Origin of the sequence: Vaginisenegalia massiliensis (assembly GCF_900604935.1) — a bacterium.
GTDB lineage: Bacteria > Bacillota > Bacilli > Lactobacillales > Aerococcaceae > Vaginisenegalia > Vaginisenegalia massiliensis.
In genome coordinates, this window is the sequence record NZ_UWPC01000002.1 from 155,677 (window position 1) to 177,830 (window position 22,154).

A 22,154-nucleotide genomic window follows, 5' to 3' on the forward strand; every position below is an offset into this window, starting at 1 on the left:
ATGACTCGTCTAAACGTTAAACCGACGCGGATGGAGTTGAGCAACCTTAAAGCGCGCTTGACAACTGCGACTCGGGGTCACAAATTACTTAAGGATAAACAAGATGAATTGATGCGCCAATTTATCGCCTTAATCCGGGAAAATAATAATTTACGTAAGCAAGTTGAAGATCATTTGGTAGCGGGGATGCAACAATTTGTCTTAGCTAAATCAACAGAAAATGATGCGATGGTGCAGGAACTCTTTGCTGTTCCATCAAAGCAAGTTGATTTACGTATTCGAGTAGACAATATAATGTCAGTAAGAGTCCCTAAGATGCATACCGAAATCACCGAGTATAATGCGGGCTCAGAAATTCCCTATTCTTATCTAAGTTCCAATAGCAGGATGGACCAATCGATTCAAGCTTATGAAGGTGCTTTAGCCGACATGTTGCGCCTAGCGGAAATCGAAAAAACTTGCCAGTTACTTGCTGATGAAATCGAAAAAACCCGTCGACGGGTGAACGGATTAGAATATCGCATCATTCCACAATTAGAAGAAACCATTTACTATATTGAAATGAAATTAGAAGAAGCCGAACGGGCGAGTGTCATTCGAATAATGAAAGTTAAAGATATGGGTGGCGCCTAGTCGCTACTTCTTATTTGCTAAAACATAGTTCAATTTTCTAGTTTCGAACAAATTAAAAGATGCCGTAACTTGATTGATGAAAAGGATTTACTTGATTGTCGTGACTTTGTCCAGTGAATCCGTCCTATATCTCATTATATTTTGGGTAAAGGTCAGTCTGAAATCAGGTTGCGGATTTTTTTGTGACAGGTTTTGCTTTAGTTTAGTGCGCCTTTCTATTTTAATGTGTGTATATTTGAAGGAATCAAGACTTTTGTGATATTAGCTTGCTGTTTAGAGTTAATATTTGCTATTATATAGAATGTATTATTTATATATTATTAACTTTTTTCTAATGAAACATAGGGGGAATCAGTGTGACTGAAAACGAAACTCCACGCATGACGCGCAGAGAAAAATTCGGCAAAAATAAATCTAAGAGAGAACGAATGGAATCAGCTCCAATTCAAGAGCCCGTTTTCCGTGAAGCAGAATATGTTGAATATGATGAGCAACCAGCTAAGAAAAAACATAAGCGCCGTAAGAAAAAAAAGCGCGGCTGTCTTTTCTTTATATTGGTTCCACTTATCTTGCTTTTAATGGCAGGGGGAGCCTTTGCCTATTTAGTATTCAATGATGCACAACGGACCATTACTGACTCCCTTCATATGGATCGTTCTGCTGATCAAGTGAATTTGCGTGGTAAGCAAGTCGACGTTAAGAAGGGGAAAGAACCGTTTACTGTTTTATTATTAGGAATTGATACGGGTGAGCTAGGACGCGTAGAACAAGGACGGTCAGACACGATTGTGATCGCTACGGTCAATCCGAATACGAATCGTACGACCTTAACATCGATTCCACGTGATACGTATACTGAAATTGCTGGACATGGAACGACTGAGAAAATTAATGCCGCTTATGCCTACGGAGGCACTTCTATGGCGGTTAATACCATTCAGGAATTAATTGACGTGCCGATTGACTATACAGTTTGTGTTAATATGCAAGGATTTGAACAAATTGTTGATGCAGTAGGTGGGATAACTGTTATTCCACCAGAATCATTTACTCAAGATCAATATAGTTTCGTTGCCGGACAAGAAACGAGAATGGATGGACCGATGGCCTTAGCTTATTCTCGTAACCGTTATGACACTGGTGGCGACTATGGACGTCAAGAACGACAACGTGAATTAATTAAAGCCATCCTTAAATCAGCCTCTGATATTGAATCCTTAGTAAGTTATAAAGGTGTTTTAGAATCTTTAGAAGGTAATGTGACTACCGATATGTCATTCGATGAAATTGTGGCTATGGCCCAAAATTATCGTTCGGCTCTTAATAATTTAGAGACCTATCAATTACAAGGAACGACGGCTAATAATGAAGCGGGTTCAGTTGAATTGATTGATGAATCATCATTGAATATGATCAAGAGTCAATTGAAAAATGAATTGGAATTAAACTAAGGTTTTAGATTAAGATAGTATTAGAATATTAAATATCACTTTTAAGATATGCCATAGTGTGATAAGATAATGCCTATATAAATCAGTGGAAATAAAGTGAGGGAGAGTGAAAATGGTAGCAACGAGAGGATTATTAATTGTCCTATCTGGGCCATCAGGCGTAGGTAAAGGAACAGTTCGCAGTGCCATATTTAAAAATAATCCGTTTAATTACGTCTACTCTGTCTCAGCTACAACTCGGCAAAGTCGGCCTGGTGAAATTGATGGTAAAGACTATTATTTTGTCTCGCGAGAAGAGTTTGAGAAGCTAATTGAAACTGATGCCTTGTTAGAGTATGCAGAGTATGTAGGCAATTATTATGGGACACCTATTGCAAGAATTGAAGAAAATTTAGCTAAAGGTAATGATGTTTTCCTTGAAATTGAAGTCCAAGGTGCTTTAAAAGTTCGTCAAGCCATGCCAGAGGGTATCTTCATTTTTCTTGCGCCTCCTAGTTTGCAAGAGCTTGAATCGCGAATTTGTGGTCGGGGAACTGACGATGATGCGATTATCTTCGAGCGTATGCAAATGGCTCGTGAAGAAATCAACTTAATGCAACATTATGATTATGTTGTGGTGAACGATCAAGTTGAACAAGCTGTAGCTAAAATTAATTCCATTATTTTAAGCGAACATTTAAAAGTGGACCGTGTCATCGACCAAATTAATGCTGATATCCATAATTACTTTCAAAAGGGAGATGAAGAATAATGATGTTATATCCATCAATTGACAAATTGATTGAAAAAGTACCTTCTAAGTACAGTTTAATTGTTTTAGCTAGCAAACGTTCACACGATATGCAGTTGAATAAGAACTACCAATTAGATAAATACCAATCTGTAAAATCCGTTGGTAAAGCTTTAGAAGAAGTAGCCGATGGCCTTTTAAAGATTGAAGAATAAGCTGAATAGACTCTTTTGAAGATTGCATTCAATTTTCAAAAGAGTTTTTCTTTGTTTAATACAGGCGCAAGCATGTTAAAATAGCTTATAATATAGCTAAGTTAAAGGAGGGATCCTATGATTGTTAAAGTTATTGTCGATATTCCAAGTTCACAGGTAAATCGGCCATTTGATTATCTTGTTCCTGAATCTTGGCAATCCCTCATCGCTTTAGGTTCTCGGGTTAAAGTTCCCTTCGGAACGCGTCAATTACTGGCTTTTGTGGTTGGGATTGAACAAACAAGCACCTATTCAGGTAATCTAAAGCCCATCAGCCAAGTGTTAGATTATGAATCCTTTCTCAATCAGGAGTTAATAGAATTGAGTGCTTTTTTAGCGGAGGATTTACAAGCCTTTCAAATTTCAATCTTACAGACCATGTTGCCTAACATGCTGAAAGTAAAATATCTGACTCTTTTTACGGTTCAGAAACTGAACTTGTGGCAAGAGCGTTATCCTGCACTAGGCCAGGCTAATGAATTTGACAAGGTATATTTAGAGGATCAATTGAGTGTCGGTGAAATTAAAGAATTGCTTGACCAAGATATTCTTCGTTTAGATTATCGACTGATTGATCAGACAAGTAATAAGGTCATTAAAATGCTTAAAACGACGTTATCTCTTAGCCAATATCAAGAACTTCTTACTAAACTTTCAGCACGAAGTCATCAACAACGACGTTTGCTTGAGTGGTTATGTCAAAATAATTTACCGCTTACTGCCTCACAAAAACAGGTAATGGAGGCTAGCCAGGTTAGTCGCGCAACCATTATGACTGCCATTGATAAGGGGTGGTTAACAAGTTTTGAACAAGCCGTTTATCGCGATCCGTTCCAAGGACAATCGGTACCTTTGCAACCAATCAAAACTCTAAAAGATGCTCAGTCTGAAGCTTATCAACGTATTTTACCTGCTGTTCAAGAAGCCAGAGAAGACACGTTTTTATTAGAAGGAGTGACGGGGTCAGGCAAAACAGAAATTTACTTACAATTAATGGCCCAAGCTTTGCAAATGGGCAAAGGGGCCATTCTTTTAGTGCCTGAAATTGCTCTAACTCCTCAAATGGTCAACCGAGTTAAGGGGCGTTTTCAGACTGGAGTGGCGGTCCTACACTCAGGACTATCGACTGCTGAAAAATATGATGAATGGCGAAGAATTGCACGTGGCCAAGCACAAATAGTTGTTGGGGCAAGGTCTTCTATTTTTGCGCCCGTCGCCAATTTAGGCTTAATTATTATGGATGAAGAGCACGAAACCACTTACAAACAAAGTGATAATCCGCGTTACCATGCACGCGAAGTAGCTTTGTGGCGGAGTCATTATCACTCATGTCCACTCATTCTTGGGTCAGCGACACCTTCATTGGAAAGCCGGGCTCGGGCTCAAGTTGGTCGTTACCATTTGATTCGCTTAGATCAACGGGTCAATCAGCAAGCTCTGCCACCGGTGGAGATTGTGGACATGACTCAAGTAGCTACTAATCAAGAGCAAACTATCTTTTCGCCACAGTTATTAGCGGCGATTCAAACTCGACTAGATCGGCAAGAACAAGTCGTCTTACTTTTAAATCGGCGCGGCTATGCATCCTACATGATGTGTCGCGAGTGTGGATCTGTCTTACAGTGCCCACGCTGTGATATTTCCTTAACTTACCATAAAGCAGATAAGCGGATGAAGTGTCACTACTGTGATTTTCAAGCACCTGTTCCGAGCCAATGTCCTCACTGTCAGGGGAATCACCTACGGTCTTTTGGTTTAGGAACGCAGAAGGTGAGCGAAAGTCTGTCTGAATTCTTCCCGCAAGCCCGCATACTACGGATGGATGTCGACACGACACGGCGTAAAGGGCAACATGAACACTTGTTATCAGCCTTTGGTCGCCAAGAAGCTGATATTCTCTTAGGAACGCAGATGATTGCTAAAGGTTTAGACTTTGAACGAGTGACCTTAGTAGGGGTGATCAATGCTGATACTTCTCTTAATCTACCTGACTTTAGAGCCAGTGAGAAAACCTTTCAACTCCTAACCCAAGTCGCAGGACGAACAGGTCGGGGAGCTTTGAAAGGGGAAGTGATTATTCAAACCTATAATCCAGATCACTATGTCATGCAATTGGCAAAAACACAGGACTATGAGCAATTCTTTTATCGCGAGATGCAGCAGCGACACGCGGCCAATTATCCGCCTTATTTCTTTACGACTCAACTCAGTGTCGCATCTAATAAGCAAGCTCTGGCTCATCGTGTTATTTATGATCTCAAAGCTAAATTAAGTGATAGCATAGAAACTAAAGCCGGCCGGCTTATTATCCTAGGACCGAGTCAAGCGGCGATAGCTAAAATTAATAACAAGTATTATTTTCAAATCATGTTAAAATATAAAGATAAAGTGGCTGTTAAAGAGGAGATTCTGGACTTGATGACACTAGGACAACAGCTGGCTAAACAAGGCGTCTATTTAACTATAGACCACGAACCGCTATTTATAATTTAAGGAGGATGACAATGACGGATATCATCTTTATGGGAACACCTTATTTTGCTGTTGAAATATTAGAGGGTCTACTGGCAAGCGACTATCAGGTAGTAGCAGTCGTTACCCAGCCAGATCGTCCGGTTGGACGTAAAAGGGTGCTCACACCACCACCGGTAAAAGTTCTGGCGCAAAGTAAAGGTATCCCGGTTTACCAACCCGAAAAATTAAGTCAATCACCTGATTTGCAGACTTTAATTGATTTGGATGCGGATATGATTATTACGGCTGCCTATGGTCAATTTGTACCCAATAGCTTATTAACCGCAGTCGATGGTAAAGCGATTAATGTCCATGCTTCCTTACTCCCAAAATATCGTGGAGGAGCGCCGATTCATTATGCAATCTGGCAAGGGGAAAGTGAAACAGGAGTTTCAATAATGTATATGACCGATGAAATGGATGCCGGTGATGTGTTGGCTCAACGGAGTATCCCAATTCAAGCGACAGATAATGTTCAAGATTTATTTGACAAACTAGCCTTACTAGGCCGACGGCTCTTGTTAGATATCCTTCCGCGCTTTATCGAAAATCAAATCGTGGCTACGAGTCAAGACCCTGAACAGGTGTCTTTTGCCCCTGTCATTACGCGGGAACAAGAAGAAATTAATTGGCAATTATCAGCCCAAGCAGTCGATCGGCATGTGCGTGCTTTTTGTCCGTTTCCTTCAACTCATACCTATTTGAATCAGGAACGGGTAAAAATTTGGCAAGGACATCCCGTACATTATCGTGACGCACAGGGTCAATTACCCGGAACGATTGTAGCGATTAAAGACCAAACCCTTATTGTTCAATGTGGTCAAGATAGCTTCTATGCTGTTCTAGAATGGCAAGAAAGCGGTAAAAAAAGAACCCTCTTGTCTGACTATTTGAAGACGCAATCAGGCCAGCACTTGATTGGTCAACGGTTTTGTTCGGCCACTGATCAAGCTAATTAAAGGAAGAAAAGATGAAGATAAAAAATATAGCGGCAAAAAAATTAGCTAGCAATGTACGTTGGCAAGCTTTAAAAATTATAAATCAGGTTGAATATCAAGCAGAATATTCAAATGTATTAATTGATCGCTTTATGAATCAATCAGAACTTAACGAACAGGACAATCGTCTCTTGGTCCAACTGGTCTATGGAACGATCCAATATCGGAAACAATTGGATTATCATTTGGCTGACTTAATCAGAGGCAAGAAATTGGAAGATTGGGTCGCTTCATTGTTGCGCCTATCAGCTTATCAGATGTTTTATTTAGATCGGATACCAGAACACGCTATTATCAATGAAGCCGTGAGCATCGCTAAATGGAATGGCCATGATAAATTGGGTGGTTTTGTAAATGCCGTTTTGCGATCGCTCCAACGTCAGGGGCAACGTAATATTTTAGCCATTGATGATCCAATTAAACGCTATGCTATTTTATATAGCCTCCAAGAATGGATTGTTGAGACAATCTTTACAGCTTGTCACCAGTCCCACGAAAAAACCAAGGCCGTATTGGAAAGTCTTCTGTGGAATCCTATCGTATCCGCTCGCTTAAACACTGGGCACACAACAAAAGAGGCGATTTTACGATCCTTAGAATTAGAAGGATTTGTAGTGGAAGAAGGGGCTATCTCTCCATCAGCTATTCGCTGTGTCAACCAGAATGTCGTGAATAGTCATGCTTTTGAGGCTGGCTGGTTAACAATCCAAGATGAATCCTCGATGCTGGTGGCACCCCTAGGGAAAATTCAAGGAGATGAACAGATTCTTGATGCTTGTTCAGCGCCAGGAGGTAAGGCAACCCATATTGCTTCTTTACTAAACTCTCAAGGTTATGTGACAGCCTTAGATCTCTCAGCAGCGAAATTACAAAAAGTTAAAGAGCATGCAGAACGATTATCTTTAGCGGATAAATTTAGCTTTCAAGCCATTGATGCGCGGAAATTTATGCCGCAGCCTGGTGTGTTTTATGATATTATATACATAGATGCGCCATGTTCAGGATTAGGCTTGATGCGGCGTAAACCAGAAATAAAATATCAAAAATCCTATGAGGATGTTTTAGCCTTAGTTGCGATCCAAAAAGATTTATTGCGTCACCTAGCCCAATTTGTAAAACCGGGCGGACGCATTATCTATTCAACTTGTACTCTGACTCGCGAAGAAAATGAAGAATTAATTGCTAACTTTGTAAAGGAAGAGCCTGAATTTAATATTGAACCGATCACACAAGAGGAAATTCTCCCCAAGGGTTGTTTAAATGAAGAGGGTCAGATTCGAATGTGGCCTCATCAATATCACACCGATGGATTCTTTATCTGTCGATTAATCAAAGAAAAATGAACCCTTATTGAGGTGAAAGCATGAAGATTAAAATCCATTCTAGTATTGGTAAACGGCGAACAACCAATCAAGATTATGCTGATTACTTTACTAATCAGTTCCAGCAAACTATTTTTGTATTATGTGATGGAGTTGGTGGCCACCAAGCAGGCGACGTAGCAAGCAAATTGACGACTGAATTTATTGGTCAAAAGTTCACATCTCTTACTGAGGCAATGACTGCTGAGACCTTACAAAATTGGTTGAACCAAACTATTGTCGAAGTTAACCATTTTATTTATGAAAAATCACTTGAAAAAGCTAGCTTAGAAGGTATGGGAACGACTTTAGTCGTTGCTATTAAAGTTGATAATCAAGTTTTGATTGGTCATGTTGGCGATAGCCGGGCTTATGTCTATCATGATGGCCATTTGCGCCAAATTACTGAGGATCATTCTTTGGTTAACGAATTGATCAAGACGGGAGAAATAACACCTGAAGAAGGGGTCAATCATCCACGCCGTAATGTTGTGACCCGTTCAATTGGTGGAACTGATGAAGTTGAAGCTGAATTCAATTGGATTTCACTTGATCAAATTGAAATTTTGATGTTATGTTCAGATGGATTAACCAATATGGTCTCAGAGGAAGACTTGATTCAGTATTTTGCCCAATCACGAAAGCAAGGTGACTTTGGTCAATTGTTAATTGATGCGGCGAATGAAGCCGGCGGGGCAGATAATATCACCGTTGTCTTAGTAACTGATTTAACTCTTGATGAGATTGAGGAGGTTGCTGAATAATGGAAATTGGAGAAAAATTATCTGGTCGCTACCAGATTACCAATACAATTGGTCAAGGCGGTATGGCGAATGTGTTCTTAGCTCATGATTTGATCTTGGATCGTGATGTAGCCGTCAAAGTCTTGCGATTTGACTTCCAAGACAATCAAGATGCCATTCGTCGATTCCAACGTGAAGCCATGTCTGCCAGTCAATTACTCCATCATAATATTGTTGAAATATATGATGTTGACGAAGAGCAAGACCAACAGTATATCGTAATGGAATATGTCAAAGGGACCGATTTAAAGACTTATATTAAAGAAAATGCGCCATTGAATTTGGAACTGGTTGTTTCAATTATGAGTCAGATTCTATCGGCGATCGAAGTGGCCCACAGACATCGGATTATCCACCGTGATATTAAACCGCAAAATATTTTGATTACTGATAAGAATGAAGTGAAGATCACAGACTTCGGGATTGCGATCGCTTTAACAGATACATCGATTACCCAAACAAACACCTTATTGGGATCGGTTCATTATCTTTCACCTGAACAAGCTAGGGGAGCAAATGCGACTACTAAGTCAGATATTTATGCCTTGGGTGTAGTTCTATTTGAGTTGATTACCGGTTCAGTACCATTTGATGGTGAATCAGCCGTTTCAGTGGCTCTAAAACACTTCCAAGAGTCCTTCCCAAGAATTAAGACTAAGATGGAGTATGTGCCTCAAGCTTTAGAGAATGTGGTATTAAAAGCTACAGCCAAAGATCCTAAAGATCGCTATAAGACTGTTCAAGAGATGCTAAACGACTTGAGTACTTCGCTCAATCCTAATCGGATGAATGAAGAACTTTTTCAACCACGTAAAGATTTGCAAGATACCGTGATTCTTCAACCAATTAAGCCGATTCCAAGCAAGAATGGTTCGAAACCTGTTTTGCAAGCACCAGAACCTCTTGATGATCAGTATCCGCGTTATGATACGGTTAAGCCGATTACGCCTAAGAAACAACATTTTTCATGGATTTGGAAATTAATGGGTCTTTTACTAACTTTAGCCGTTATCGGCGGCTTTGCCTTTGGTGTCATTCAGATGACTTCTCATGTTTCTGTCCCAGATCTATCAGGCAAAAGTTTGCAAGAAGCGAAAGAATTATTGGCTAAGGACAATTTACAAGTTGGAGCAGTTAAGCAAGCATGGCATGATACCATCACACCTGGTCAAATAATTGAATCTAATCCGAAAAGCGGTAAGCGGGTGGCTAAAAATTCAAAAATTGATATCGTGGTTAGTGATGGTAAAGAGCAAGTTGAATTAGCTAACTATGTAGGTAAAGATTATGAAACGATTCGTTCTTCCTTAACCGAAGCTGGTTTTATTGTTGAGCGCCGGGGCATGGCGACCACACCAGATAAAGTGGGTGTCATTCTTGATCAGAATGTTCCAGCAGGTTCAAAAGTGGTTCCTAGTGATACCCCTATCACCTTAACAGTGGGTAATGCTAGCGATTCGATTCAAATGCAAGATTTTTACAATCTTTCAGAAGAGATGGTGAATACTTTTGCTGAAGAATATGGTTTAACAGTTGAACCAACTTATGAATTTAGCGACTTTATTCCTAAAGGACAAGTCATTTCCCAATCCCCTGAAAGTGGTACCCCTCTAACAGCTGGTCAAGCTATTAGTGTGGTGGTTTCTAAAGGACCAGAAAAAGAACAAGTGGCAAGTGCAACAGTGAATATTCCGATTGAATATTTACCAAGATACAGTGAACAAGATACACAAAAGAAAAAGCCGTTGCCAAACAAAATTCAGGTCTTTATTGGTGATAAGAAGAATAAAATTACCAATGTAGCTGATGAATTTGAAATTACCGAATCACGTACTGTTCAGTTAATGCTGTATATCCCGACCGATGGTGTTGGCCAATACCGAATTCTTCGTGACGGTGAGATTATTGCCGAAAGTAATGAAGTGTATCCTAATTAACACAGCTAGGCTAACCCTCATAGTGATATGAGGTTTAGTCTTTTCTTATAAGGAGGTAAGCGTTGAAGAAACACGATCAAGATCTACAGCAAACCCAATTTGTTCAAGAAAGAGGCATCATACATAATGCCGTCAGTGGTTTTTATTATGTTTGGGCTCAAAACGCGTCTTTTGTGACCAAGCCCCGTGGAAATTTTCGGCATCAAAAATTTAAACCATTAGTTGGAGATCAAGTTGTTTTTGAATATGATCCACAGCATCCGGGTTCAGAAGGACGGATGATAGAGATCTTGCCACGCCACAATGAGTTAATCCGACCCACGATTGCTAATGTAGACCATGCCTTAGTTGTAACAGCACTAGTAGAACCTGATTTTTCCTATAATTTATTGGATTATTTCTTGGTTTCGGTGGAAGCAAAAGGCATTCAACCTTTAATTGTTTTAACAAAAGAGGACCTATTAATTCAACAACAAGGCCAAGAAGCAGCTGATAAACTGATTGCAGAAATCAAACAAGTTTATCAAGCTCTTGATTATGAGGTGCTTGTTTTAGATGGAAGTAGCCAAAGACTTGAAGAGTTAAAGCAACATATTACGCAAGGTTTGTATGTCATTATGGGGCAGTCCGGTGTTGGTAAGTCCACTCTGTTGAATGCACTATTGCCAGATTTGGATCTAGAAACGGCCCAAATTTCTGACTATTTAAACCGAGGTAAGCATACGACGCGTCAGGTTACTTTATACCAATTGAATCAAGCCTTAATGGCGGATACACCTGGTTTCTCAGCCATTGAATTTGATCACATTGATAAGGAAGAGTTGAGCGATTATTTTCCCGAAATGCGCAACTTGCGTCCGCACTGTCGTTTTCGCATGTGCAGCCATTTAAATGAACCGGGCTGTAAAGTCAAAGAGGCCCTGGAGTCAGGGCAAATCGCCTCCAGTCGCTATCAAAACTACTGTCAAATTTATGAAAAAATCGAACAACGTAAACCGATGTATCGGAAAAAATAATAGAAATGAGGAAACCCCAATGGTAAAGATTGCCCCATCGATGTTGAGCGCTGATTTTGCGCATTTAGCAAGTGAAATTCAAGAAATTGAGTCCTATGGAGTGGAATATCTTCATATTGACATTATGGACGGAACCTTTGTGCCTAATATTTCATTTGGACCTATGGTTTTTAAAGCCATTCGTGCGCAATCCCAATTGATTTTTGATTGCCATATGATGGTCCAAAATCCAGAGCGTTATATTGATGATGTTGTTAAAGCTGGGGCCGATATTATCACGGTTCATGCGGAAGCGACCCAACATTTACATCGGGTCCTACAACAAATTAAAGCAGCGGGAGTTAAAGCAGGGGTAGTCTTGAATCCTGGAACACCTTTAACGGCTGTGGAACCCGTTTTGGATATGGTTGATATGGTCTTGATTATGACGGTTAATCCAGGTTTTGGTGGTCAGGCTTTTATTGAATCCATGTTGACGAAAATCAGTCAATTAAAACAAATGCGTGATCAAGCAGGCCTAGATTTTGAAATAGAAGTAGATGGCGGCGTTAACGATAAGTCAGGACGTCAATGTATAGAGGCTGGAGCTGACGTCTTAGTAGCAGGCTCCTATATATTTAATGCTGAAGACCGTCAAGCAGCGGTAGAATCTTTACGGTAATGAATAATATTAAGCATGTCATTGTGTGTGGGGGAGCCAGCCACCCCCCCTTAGACCAAATAGCTGAATTAATCAATCAATTGGCGGATTCCTTCTTTTTAATAGGTGTTGACCGGGGGAGTTTAGTTTTAACGCAATCTGGCTACCATTTGGACCATGCTTTCGGTGATTTTGATTCGGTATCAGAGAATGAACGAGAGTTTATTATCCATCATACGACCGAGGTTCATTCCTTTCCTTCGGCAAAAGATGATACAGATATGGAACTCGCTCTAGCTTGGGCTCATATGGCGGCTCCTGACGCTAAGTTTCACTTATTTGGAGCGGTAGGGTATCAAGTAGGCCGTTTGGATCATTTGTTAGCGAATATTTGGTTGGCTTATCAACCGCGTTACCAAGACATTATTGATCGTTTGACCCTCTATCATCCTCATAATCGGGTGACCTTTCTCAAGCCAGGGCTCCACCAGCTCAAACCAAATGATAAATATGATTATCTATCTTTAATTAGTATGACACCCATGCAAGCTTTACAAATAAGAGGGGCTAAATACCCATTAGCTAGTACAGACTATTCTTATCCTCGAGCTCTCATTAGCAATGAATTTCTTGGACAACCAGTCGAAGTGAGTTTTACTTCAGGCTTAATGATGGTGATATTAGCACAAGAAGATAAAGTGTTAGAACCAGAATAATAAAACAAAAAAACAGGTATCATGTCCTTAGTTCATAGGACATGATACCTGTTTAACTTTTGACTATTTTATTTGTCTTGTTCGAATTAAACGCGTTCAACTTTACCGCTCTTAAGGGCACGAGCAGAAACCCAAACTTTCTTAGGTTCGCCGTCAACTAAGATACGAACTTTTTGTAAGTTAGCACGGAAAGTACGTTTTGATTTGTTCATTGCTTTTGAACGAGTGTTGCCTGATTTAGCTTTACGTTCAGTGAAGTAACATTCTTTAGCCATGGTCCATTCCTCCTTTTTCTTGCAGGAGCCGTTGTCTCTGCTTTTTCATACTTTAACAATCTAACATATTTTATCTGACAAGGCAAGATACTTTACAATAAAATTTAGGATTTTTTTGTTGGGTCTGGCTAACCGAAGGTGGAGCCCACATTCTTAATGCGTGCTTTGCGCTTTTATGTTAAACTATCATAGATATGATACTTTAATGAGGAGGAATTTATATGTCAGTTAAAGTGCAAACACCTGAAGGCATCATTAGTTTGACCAATGATGTGATTGCTACTGTCGTTGGGGCAGCTGTCACTGATAACTATGGTGTAGTTGGTATGGTGAGCAAGAATTTGCTCCGCGATAATTTAAATGAAGTTTTAAAGAAAGAAAATTATGCTAAGGGCGTTGTCATTAGTAAAAGTGGCGACGATGTGGCGGTTGATGTTTACATCCTTGTGTCTTATGGAACAAAAATTTCCGTGATTTGTCAGAATATTCAACAAGCCGTTAAATACCAAGTTGAACAATTATTAGGTTTTGAAACAAAATATGTCAATGTACATGTTAAAGGAGTAAAGGTTGACTAGAATCAACCTTTAATGAGGAGGACAAAATTTGAAAGTGACAAGCTTGCAAGCGGCTGAATTTAAGCAGATGTTAATTGCTGGGGCAGAACGCTTAACCGAAAATGTAGATTTAATTAATTCCTTAAATGTATTTCCGGTGCCAGATGGAGATACAGGAACTAACATGAATATGACCTTTGTTTCTGGAGTTGAAAATCTAAAAAAATCTGACTCAAATCATGTGGGAGAATTAGCTGCTAGTTTAGCTAAAGGATTATTGATGGGGGCTCGAGGTAATTCAGGAGTCATTCTTTCCCAGATTTTCCGTGGTTTCTCTCAAGCCATAAAGGATAAAGAAGAATTATCAGCCATTGATTTTGCGGCGGCTTTTAATGGCGGTGTCGAATCAGCCTATAAAGCTGTGATGAAACCAGTTGAGGGAACGATTTTAACAGTTGCGCGCGAATCAGCCATTCGGGGTCAGAAGAAGGCTGAAAAACACGATGATATTATCGAAGTGATGAAGTCGATTGTTAAAGGAGCGTCACTTGCCCTTGAAAAAACACCCGAATTATTGCCTGTTCTTAAACAAGTTGGGGTAGTGGATTCTGGCGGTAAAGGGTTGTTGTGTATTTACGAAGGCTTCCTATCTTCTTTAACTGGTGAGAAAGTTATCTCTTTAGATCATTCAACTAAGAACGAAGCCCATTCACATGCGATCTTCGACGACTTAAATGAAAATCCTATGTCGATGGATGATATTACGTTTGGTTATTGTACAGAAATTATGGTTCGGATTGGTCAAGGACCAACCGTGAAACATGAATTTGATTACGATGGTTTCCGTAACACTTTGAATGAAATGGGAGACTCCTTATTAGTTGTAGCTGACGATGAAATTGTCAAAGTCCATGTCCATACGGAAAACCCTGGTCGGGTGATGCAATTGGGTCAAGAATTTGGTGAGCTCATTAAGATAAAAGTGGATAATATGCGCGAACAAGTTCGTGGACTAGAATCCCAAGAAGCTTCTATGAAACAACTACAAACTAAGCTCCCAGCTGAGAAGAAACCTTTTGCAATTATTGCTGTGGCTGCAGGTCAAGGCGTTATTTCAACATTCAAGTCAATCGGAGTTGACGAAGTGCTAGAAGGTGGCCAAACGATGAATCCTTCGACAGAGGACTTTGTTAAAGCCATTGAACGCGTAAATGCTGAAAATATTTTGATCTTACCAAATAATAAAAATATTATCATGGCAGCTGAACAAGCCACTCAAGTTATCGAAACACCCGCTAAAGTGGTCGCAACTACGACAATTCCTCAAGGATTGGCGTCGATGTTAGCCTTTAATCCAGAAATGACTCTTGAAGATAATCAAGTGGCCATGACTGAGATGAAAGATACCGTGACGAGCGGGCAAATCACTTACTCGATTCGTGATACTGAGATCGATGGCGTTCAAATTAAAAAAGATGATTTTATGGGAATTGTTAATGGTAAAATCGTTTTGTCTGAACCTGAATTGACTTCAGCTCTATTACACACTTTAGAAGCGATGCTCGATGAAGATAGTGAATTAATTACTCTCATTGTTGGCCAGGATGGATCACTTGAGCAAGCTCAAGAAGTGGCTAACCAACTTGAAGAAAACCACGAAGATCTTGAGATTGAGTTTATTCAAGGTGATCAACCCGTTTATCAATATCTCATTTCGGTCGAATAAGTCGAGTTAAAAAAGTGCCTACTCACGTGGCACTTTTTTCTGTCTTATTTCTGGAAAGGAGGGGAAAGATGACAGAAAAGTCTTGGCTAGATTCACTGGCTAATCTTAGCGGTATTGGACCCGCTCGTTTGAGACTATTTCAACAGTTGGGATTATTCACAGTCAAGGATTTGTTATTTCATTTTCCTTTTCGCTATGAAGATATCCAAGAACGAGATTTGGCGACGATTCTTGATCAGGAAAAAGTGACCTTGAAGGGGACAATCGTAACCCCTCCTGTGGTAGCCTATTTTGGGCGTAAGAAGAATCGGCTATCCTTTAAATTAGCAGTGAGTGATCATGATATTATTCAGGTTATTTTCTTTAATCAACCCTATCTTAAGCAACAACTAGAAGTTGGCCAAACTCAAGCCATTTATGGCAAATGGCAAGCCAACAACCAAAGCCTTTTGGGAATGAAATTAATCAAAGCTCAAAGTGAAGGAGACCACTTTGAGCCGGTTTATTCAACCGTAAAAGGACTAAAACAATCCACACTAGTTCAAACAATACGCCAAGCTCTCGAGCAGTATGGCCCTCTTATTCCAGAGGTTGTCCCTGATTATCTTAATCATAAGTACCGTTTAATGCCATTGAATCAATCTTTAAGGCAGATGCATTTTCCTGACAATGAAGCCCTAAGTCAACAAGCCAAACGGAAGATAATTTTTCAGGAATTCTTTCTTTATCAGTTACGTTTGCAGCTAGCTAGCCAACGCCAACATCAGCTTAATGGTCTCCGAATTCATTATAATGTAGAACAATTAAAGACCATCATTGCTGGTTTGCCTTATCAACTCACACCTGCTCAAAAACAAGCAGTCAATGAAATTTGTTATGATTTGATGGCTCCCTATCCGATGAAACGGATGTTACAAGGGGATGTTGGTTCAGGGAAGACGTTGGTGGCTTTTATCACGATGATGGCAGCGGTGATTAGCGGTTATCAAACTGTCTTGATGGTTCCGACAGAAATATTAGCTAAACAGCATCAAGATAATTTCAATCGACTTTTTGAGCCTCAAGGCTTTCATGCAGAACTTTTAGTCAGTGCCATGCCAAGTAAAGCTAAGCAAGAGGTCATTCAAGGATTAGTGAGTGGTCGAATTCGACTGGTGATAGGGACGCATGCCTTGATTCAAGAGACCATTCAATTTAAAAATTTGGGTTATGTTGTGATCGATGAACAACACCGTTTTGGCGTTGGTCAACGGCAGGCTCTCATCAACAAAGGGACGAAGGATCAGCCTCTCAATTTGCTCCAGATGACAGCCACACCAATACCTAGAACTTTGGCTTTGTCCTTGTTCGGGGAACTCAGTGTATCGACTTTAGATCAATTACCGTCGGGTCGTCAGCCGATTCAAACCTATCTAGTGAATGATGATCAACTTAACCAGGTTTATCAAGCTATGGCGCGCGAATTGGCAGCAGGTCACCAAGTCTATTATGTCTTACCCCTCATAGAAAGTTCTGAACATATGGAACAAATCGAGAATGTTATGGAAGTAAAGGAGAAGTTAACCTCTTTGTTCTCGCATTTTCAAGTAGGAACCTTACATGGTCAATTGGACAAGGCGCAACAACAAGAAGTTATGCAAGCCTTTATGGAACATGATTTATCTATCTTGGTTGCGACAACCATGGTTGAGGTTGGGGTGGATGTGCCAAACGCAACCATTATGGTGATTCAATCGGCTGAACGTTTTGGTTTGGCCCAACTGCACCAGTTGAGAGGCCGGGTAGGAAGAAGCCATTTGCCTAGTTACTGTTATTTGATTGCTAATCCTACTACACAACAAGCCAAAGCACGGATGGAAATAATGGTGCGTCATCAAGATGGTTTCCTTATCAGTCAAGAAGACTTAAAAATCAGAGGAATGGGTGACGTCCTTGGACGTCAACAAAGTGGCCTACCACAGTTCCATTATGCTAATCCGATAGAAGATCAGACGGTATTACAAATAGCTCAAGCAGAAGTAAAAGCCTTATTGTCGCAACCGAATCAATTGAGTCCTCAAGAAAATCAGACTTTAGCTGAATGGATTCAAACAGAAATTATCGAACTATAAAAGGAGTTAGACCATGATTAAAATTGCACTTGATGCTATGGGTGGCGATCATGCCCCTGAAGCCACGGTCAAAGGGGCTCAATTAGCCATTCAAAGCTTTAATGATATCGAGATTTGTCTTTTTGGTGATCAGGAACAAATTAGACCTTATTTAAGCAATGAGGACCGGATCACCATCCGTCATACAAATGAGAAAATACAAAGTGATGACGAACCTGTGATGGCTGTCCGCCGTAAGAAAGAAGCTTCAATGGTTATGGCGGCTAATGCAGTAAAAAATCAAGAATTTGATGCCCTTATTTCAGCGGGAAACACGGGAGCTTTGTTAGCCTGTGGTTTACTTGTCGTAGGACGCATTAAGCATATCGATCGCCCAGGATTGATGCCACTTATTCCAACTGGTCGGGCTGACCAACCCTATTTAATCCTAATGGATGCGGGAGCCAATGCTGATTGCAAACCACTCAACCTTCATCAATTTGCGACCTTAGCCAATTATTACGCTAAAACGGTCATGAAAATAGATCAACCTCGTATTGGCTTGATTAATAATGGGACTGAAGCTAACAAAGGGAATGATTTAACAAAAGCGGCTTTTGGTTTGTTAGAAGCGGATAATGAGCTAAACTTTGTCGGCAATGTGGAAGCTAAAAGCTTGTTGAATGGGCAAATAGATATTACCGTGGCCGATGGTTTTACCGGTAACGCTGTTTTAAAAACACTTGAGGGAACAGCTAAGATGATTTTTTCAGCGATTAAGGAGCAAGTGATGCAGAGTGGCCCATTAACTAAATTAGGAGCTCTCCTCATGAAGCCAAGTTTAAAACAATTGAAGGATAAATTTGACGATACGAAAGCCGGCGGAGCTGTCCTCCTTGGAGTAAAAGCTCCCGTCATAAAAGCGCATGGGTCTTCTAATGAAATTGCCATTTTCAATGCGATTCGCCAAGCTCGTCAAGTCGTTGAATCCGGATTCACAGAAGAGGTTGTTCAGCATTTCGAAAATAAAGCGCTTGAATAAGCGGTTACATGAGTAATAGGTGAAGAGCTCTCATAATATTGTAATTTTTTATTTTAAAAACATAGACAAGTGTCAAAATAGTATGTAAAATAAGAAGAGTGACGGTATAGAACACAATAATTCAAGAACGGAGGGCACAGGATGAGCGAGAAATCAACATTCGATACAGTTAAAGAGATGATTGTCGACCGTTTTGGAGTTCAAGCTGATAAAGTAACAGCAGAGATGACTTTTGAGGATTTAGGCGCTGATTCATTAGATGTAGTTGAACTAGTGATGGAATTAGAAGATGCCTTTGATATCCAATTTGCTGATGACCGTATTGAATCATTGACTAATGTCGGTGACGCAGTAGCATATATCAATGAACTCAAGAATAACTAAGAAATGAACGGCATTAACACTGCTTATTTCTATGAGTAGTGTTTTTGCTTTATTAAGAAATGAACGGGGGCAATATAATGGAAACGGATAAAATCTTACTTGAAGTAAATGATTTACATACCGCATTTAGAATTAAAGATGATTTCTATGATGCGGTTGATGGTGTATCGTTTACCTTATCTAAGAATGAAAAATTAGCCATTGTTGGTGAATCAGGATGTGGTAAAAGTACTTTGGCAACAGCCATCGTAGGTTTACACAATCGTTTGAATACAAAAATTTCAGGTGAAATCTTATATAAAGGGCAAAATTTGGTTGATTTAACCGAAGAACAGTATACCAAGATTCGTGGTAATGAGATTGGTATGATTTTCCAAGATCCATTGGCATCTTTAAACCCATTGATGACCATCGAAGCTCAAATTGAAGAGTCATTATTCTATCATACAAAATTAAACAAAGAGCAACGTCATGAACGGGTTCTTGAACTTTTAGATCAAGTGGGAATTGCTAATCCTCAACGGATGGCTAAACAATATCCACATGAATTATCAGGTGGAATGCGTCAACGGGTCATTATCGCTATCGCCCTAGCTTGTAAGCCACCAATTATCATCGCCGATGAACCAACAACGGCTTTGGATGTAACCATTCAAGCTCAAATCTTAGATCTACTTAATGAAATCCAAACTGAAACTGAATCAGGTATTATTTTAATTACCCACGATTTAGGTGTTGTAGCAGAAACAGCTGACCGAGTTGCGGTAATGTATGCAGGTCAGTTTGTTGAAATTGCCCCAGTTCATGAAATCTTTAATAATCCACAACACCCTTATACACGTTCTTTACTACGTTCGATTCCGCAATCTAATGATATTGCTGACGAAAGCGGTGAACTTCATGTTATTCAAGGGGTGGTACCAACCTTAACTAAGATGCCACACAAGGGCTGCCGTTTTGCTCCTCGGATTCCTTGGATTGATGCATCTGAACACGAAGAAGACCCACAACTTCATGAAGTAAGTCCTGGTCACTTCGTTCGCTGTACTTGTTACAAGAATTTCCATTTTGAAGGGGAGGAATAGTCATGTCAGAATTTATTCGAATTGAAGACTTAAAAGTGCACTATCCCATTCGGAGTGGCTTCTTTAACCGAATTACGGATTATGTTTATGCAGTAGATGGCGTTTCTTTATCTTTTGAAGAAGGAAAGACTTACGGTTTAGTAGGTGAGTCTGGATCAGGTAAATCAACGATTGGTAAATCCATTATCGGTTTAGAAAAAATCACCTCAGGTAATATCTATTATCAAGGACAAGAAGTCTCAAAAGAAGCTCGCAATCGTCGTTCTGAATATCGACGGAATGTACAAATGATTTTCCAAGATTCTTTATCAAGTTTTAACCCTAAGAAACGGATTGGCGATATCTTAGCTGAACCTTTACGTAATTTCACTAACTTCACACCAGATGAAGAAAAGAAAAAAATCAATGAGTTATTGAGCATTGTTGGTTTAAGTGAAGAAGCTGTTAACAAGTTCCCTCACGAATTCTCCGGTGGTCAACGTCAACGGATTGGGGTAGCTCGGGCAGTGGCAATTAATCCTAAATTGATTATTGCCGATGAACCTGTATCAGCTCTGGACTTATCAGTACAAGCGCAAGTCTTAAACTTCATGAAACGTATTCAAGCAGAATATAATACATCATTCTTATTTATCTCTCATGACCTTGGTGTTGTGCGTCATATGTGTGATGAATTAGCTATTATGTATCGCGGTCGTTTCACTGAATATGGTACGCGTGAAGATATCTATTCTAATCCTCAACATATCTATACCAAACGTTTATTATCTGCGATTCCTCAAGTGGATCCAAACAATCGTGACCAAAATAAATTAGTTCGTTTGAAAGTTGAGAAGGATTACCAACAAAATTCAGCGAAATATTATTCAGAAACAGGTCGCGTTTATGATCTTGTGCCAATCTCACCAACTCATAAAGTGGCCATTAAAGATCAAGTACTTCCAGAATTACACAAAGCAGTAGAGGGGGCAGAATAATATGTGGAAAACAATCTTACGTCGTATTTTACTCATGATTCCGCAAATTATCATCTTAAGTATTCTCGTCTTCGCTTTAGCTAGCTTGATGCCAGGGGATGCTTTAACTGGGATGATTGACCCAAACATTTCACCAGAACAAATTGCGGCTATGCGGGAAAAATTAGGGTTGAATAAACCCGTCCATGAACGTTACATTGACTGGGCTTCCAAAGCTTTAGTGGGTGACTTTGGTCGTTCGTGGGCGCATAAACAACCTGTATTATCCATCATTGGTCAACGGATTTGGCCAACTTTATGGTTATCCCTTCTAACGGTTATTATTACTTATGCAATTGCTTTGCCATTAGGCTTGTTTGCTGGTCGTTATCAAAATTCATTCTTTGATAAAGCGGTAAACTTCTATACATTCTTCTCGTATTCTATTCCAACCTTCGTGTTAGGTTTATTATCATTATGGTTCTTCGGTTACACACTAAACTTATTCCCAACTCGGGGAACAGTTGGATCAGGCGTAACACCGGGTACGATTCAATATATGATGTCTCGACTTGAACATATGATTCTTCCTGCTCTTGTCTTAGGATTCTTAGGAACAACAGGGATTATTCAATATCTTAGAACCGGTGTTATTGATGCTAAGACACAAGATTATGTGCGTACGGCTAAGGCTAAAGGGGTACCTGAAAACGTTGTCTTCCGTCGTCATATTTTCCGCAACTCACTCTTACCGATTGCGGCCTTCATGGGTTATACAATCACCGGCTTGATTTCAGGATCAATTATTACCGAACGTATCTTTACTTACCAAGGAATGGGACAATTATTCTTAACGTCGATTACTGGGCGTGATTACTCAGTTATGACAGCTTTAGTTCTCTTGTTTGGTTTAATGACACTTTTAGGTACCTTACTATCTGATATCATTATGGTATTTGTCGATCCACGGATCAGAATTGATTAGG

Annotated in this window: 21 protein-coding genes; 20 read left to right on the forward strand and 1 reads right to left on the reverse strand. The window is 39.9% G+C overall.

Annotation, left to right across the window (positions count from 1 at the left end; translation table 11 throughout):
- From EIH20_RS01785 to EIH20_RS01840, 12 genes are all read left to right on the forward strand, one after another.
- On the forward strand, positions 1–633 hold the full coding sequence (locus EIH20_RS01785) for a V-type ATP synthase subunit D (RefSeq protein WP_124057648.1): 633 nt from the start codon (positions 1–3) through the stop codon (positions 631–633).
- Positions 634–989: 356 nt separating this feature from the next.
- Positions 990–2,084, forward strand: a complete 1,095-nt coding sequence (locus tag EIH20_RS01790) for an LCP family glycopolymer transferase (protein ID WP_124057649.1) — start codon at positions 990–992, stop codon at positions 2,082–2,084.
- A 112-nt stretch (positions 2,085–2,196) separates the two neighbouring features.
- Positions 2,197–2,835, forward strand: coding sequence for a guanylate kinase (gmk, locus tag EIH20_RS01795; protein ID WP_124057650.1), 639 nt, complete (start codon positions 2,197–2,199; stop codon positions 2,833–2,835).
- On the forward strand, positions 2,835–3,029 hold the full coding sequence (gene rpoZ / locus EIH20_RS01800) for a DNA-directed RNA polymerase subunit omega (RefSeq protein WP_124057651.1): 195 nt from the start codon (positions 2,835–2,837) through the stop codon (positions 3,027–3,029). The genes gmk and rpoZ overlap by 1 nt, the downstream gene beginning before the upstream one ends.
- 117 nt (positions 3,030–3,146) lie before the next feature.
- A complete protein-coding gene (gene priA, locus EIH20_RS01805) occupies positions 3,147–5,561 on the forward strand; it encodes a primosomal protein N' (protein WP_124057652.1) in 2,415 nt (804 codons plus the stop codon).
- An 11-nt stretch (positions 5,562–5,572) separates the two neighbouring features.
- A complete protein-coding gene (gene fmt / locus EIH20_RS01810) occupies positions 5,573–6,541 on the forward strand; it encodes a methionyl-tRNA formyltransferase (protein WP_124057653.1) in 969 nt (322 codons plus the stop codon).
- An 11-nt stretch (positions 6,542–6,552) separates the two neighbouring features.
- Positions 6,553–7,923 (forward strand): 16S rRNA (cytosine(967)-C(5))-methyltransferase RsmB, encoded by a 1,371-nt coding sequence (gene rsmB / locus EIH20_RS01815; RefSeq protein WP_124057654.1) that lies wholly within the window; start codon positions 6,553–6,555, stop codon positions 7,921–7,923.
- Between the two features lie 20 nt (positions 7,924–7,943).
- Positions 7,944–8,705 (forward strand): Stp1/IreP family PP2C-type Ser/Thr phosphatase, encoded by a 762-nt coding sequence (locus EIH20_RS01820; protein WP_124057655.1) that lies wholly within the window; start codon positions 7,944–7,946, stop codon positions 8,703–8,705.
- Positions 8,705–10,681, forward strand: a complete 1,977-nt coding sequence (gene pknB / locus EIH20_RS01825; protein WP_241152361.1) for a Stk1 family PASTA domain-containing Ser/Thr kinase — start codon at positions 8,705–8,707, stop codon at positions 10,679–10,681. Before EIH20_RS01820 ends, pknB begins: the two co-directional genes overlap by 1 nt.
- A 62-nt stretch (positions 10,682–10,743) precedes the next feature.
- The gene (gene rsgA / locus EIH20_RS01830; RefSeq protein WP_124057657.1) at positions 10,744–11,697 is read left to right on the forward strand and encodes a ribosome small subunit-dependent GTPase A; all 954 of its coding nucleotides are present in this window, start codon (positions 10,744–10,746) and stop codon (positions 11,695–11,697) included.
- Between the two features lie 19 nt (positions 11,698–11,716).
- Complete coding sequence (rpe, locus tag EIH20_RS01835) at positions 11,717–12,358, forward strand: ribulose-phosphate 3-epimerase (RefSeq protein ID WP_124057658.1); 642 nt, start codon at positions 11,717–11,719, stop codon at positions 12,356–12,358.
- Positions 12,358–13,053 (forward strand): thiamine diphosphokinase, encoded by a 696-nt coding sequence (locus tag EIH20_RS01840; RefSeq protein WP_124057659.1) that lies wholly within the window; start codon positions 12,358–12,360, stop codon positions 13,051–13,053. The genes rpe and EIH20_RS01840 overlap by 1 nt, the downstream gene beginning before the upstream one ends.
- An 86-nt stretch (positions 13,054–13,139) precedes the next feature.
- Here EIH20_RS01840 and rpmB read toward each other — a convergent pair whose 3' ends face one another.
- Positions 13,140–13,328, reverse strand: a complete 189-nt coding sequence (rpmB, locus tag EIH20_RS01845; RefSeq protein ID WP_124057660.1) for a 50S ribosomal protein L28 — start codon at positions 13,326–13,328, stop codon at positions 13,140–13,142.
- 221 nt (positions 13,329–13,549) lie between these two features.
- Between rpmB and EIH20_RS01850 the strand changes: the two genes are divergently transcribed.
- The 8 genes from EIH20_RS01850 to opp4B all read left to right on the forward strand — a co-directional run bounded on the left by EIH20_RS01850 (position 13,550) and on the right by opp4B (position 22,153).
- Positions 13,550–13,906 (forward strand): Asp23/Gls24 family envelope stress response protein, encoded by a 357-nt coding sequence (locus tag EIH20_RS01850; protein WP_124057661.1) that lies wholly within the window; start codon positions 13,550–13,552, stop codon positions 13,904–13,906.
- Between the two features lie 28 nt (positions 13,907–13,934).
- The gene (locus tag EIH20_RS01855; RefSeq protein ID WP_124057662.1) at positions 13,935–15,611 is read left to right on the forward strand and encodes a DAK2 domain-containing protein; all 1,677 of its coding nucleotides are present in this window, start codon (positions 13,935–13,937) and stop codon (positions 15,609–15,611) included.
- 68 nt (positions 15,612–15,679) lie between these two features.
- On the forward strand, positions 15,680–17,722 hold the full coding sequence (recG, locus tag EIH20_RS01860; RefSeq protein WP_124057663.1) for an ATP-dependent DNA helicase RecG: 2,043 nt from the start codon (positions 15,680–15,682) through the stop codon (positions 17,720–17,722).
- Positions 17,723–17,735: 13 nt separating this feature from the next.
- Positions 17,736–18,743 carry a phosphate acyltransferase PlsX gene (gene plsX, locus EIH20_RS01865; protein WP_124057664.1) on the forward strand — a complete coding sequence of 336 codons (1,008 nt, stop codon included), beginning with the start codon at positions 17,736–17,738 and terminating at the stop codon, positions 18,741–18,743.
- Positions 18,744–18,884: 141 nt separating this feature from the next.
- Positions 18,885–19,127 (forward strand): acyl carrier protein, encoded by a 243-nt coding sequence (gene acpP, locus EIH20_RS01870; protein ID WP_124057665.1) that lies wholly within the window; start codon positions 18,885–18,887, stop codon positions 19,125–19,127.
- Between the two features lie 77 nt (positions 19,128–19,204).
- Positions 19,205–20,212, forward strand: a complete 1,008-nt coding sequence (locus EIH20_RS01875; protein WP_124057666.1) for an ABC transporter ATP-binding protein — start codon at positions 19,205–19,207, stop codon at positions 20,210–20,212.
- 2 nt (positions 20,213–20,214) lie between these two features.
- The gene (locus tag EIH20_RS01880) at positions 20,215–21,189 is read left to right on the forward strand and encodes an ATP-binding cassette domain-containing protein (protein WP_124057667.1); all 975 of its coding nucleotides are present in this window, start codon (positions 20,215–20,217) and stop codon (positions 21,187–21,189) included.
- Position 21,190: 1 nt separating this feature from the next.
- On the forward strand, positions 21,191–22,153 hold the full coding sequence (opp4B, locus tag EIH20_RS01885; RefSeq protein ID WP_124057668.1) for an oligopeptide ABC transporter permease: 963 nt from the start codon (positions 21,191–21,193) through the stop codon (positions 22,151–22,153).
- The last annotated feature ends 1 nt before the right edge of the window (position 22,154 follow it).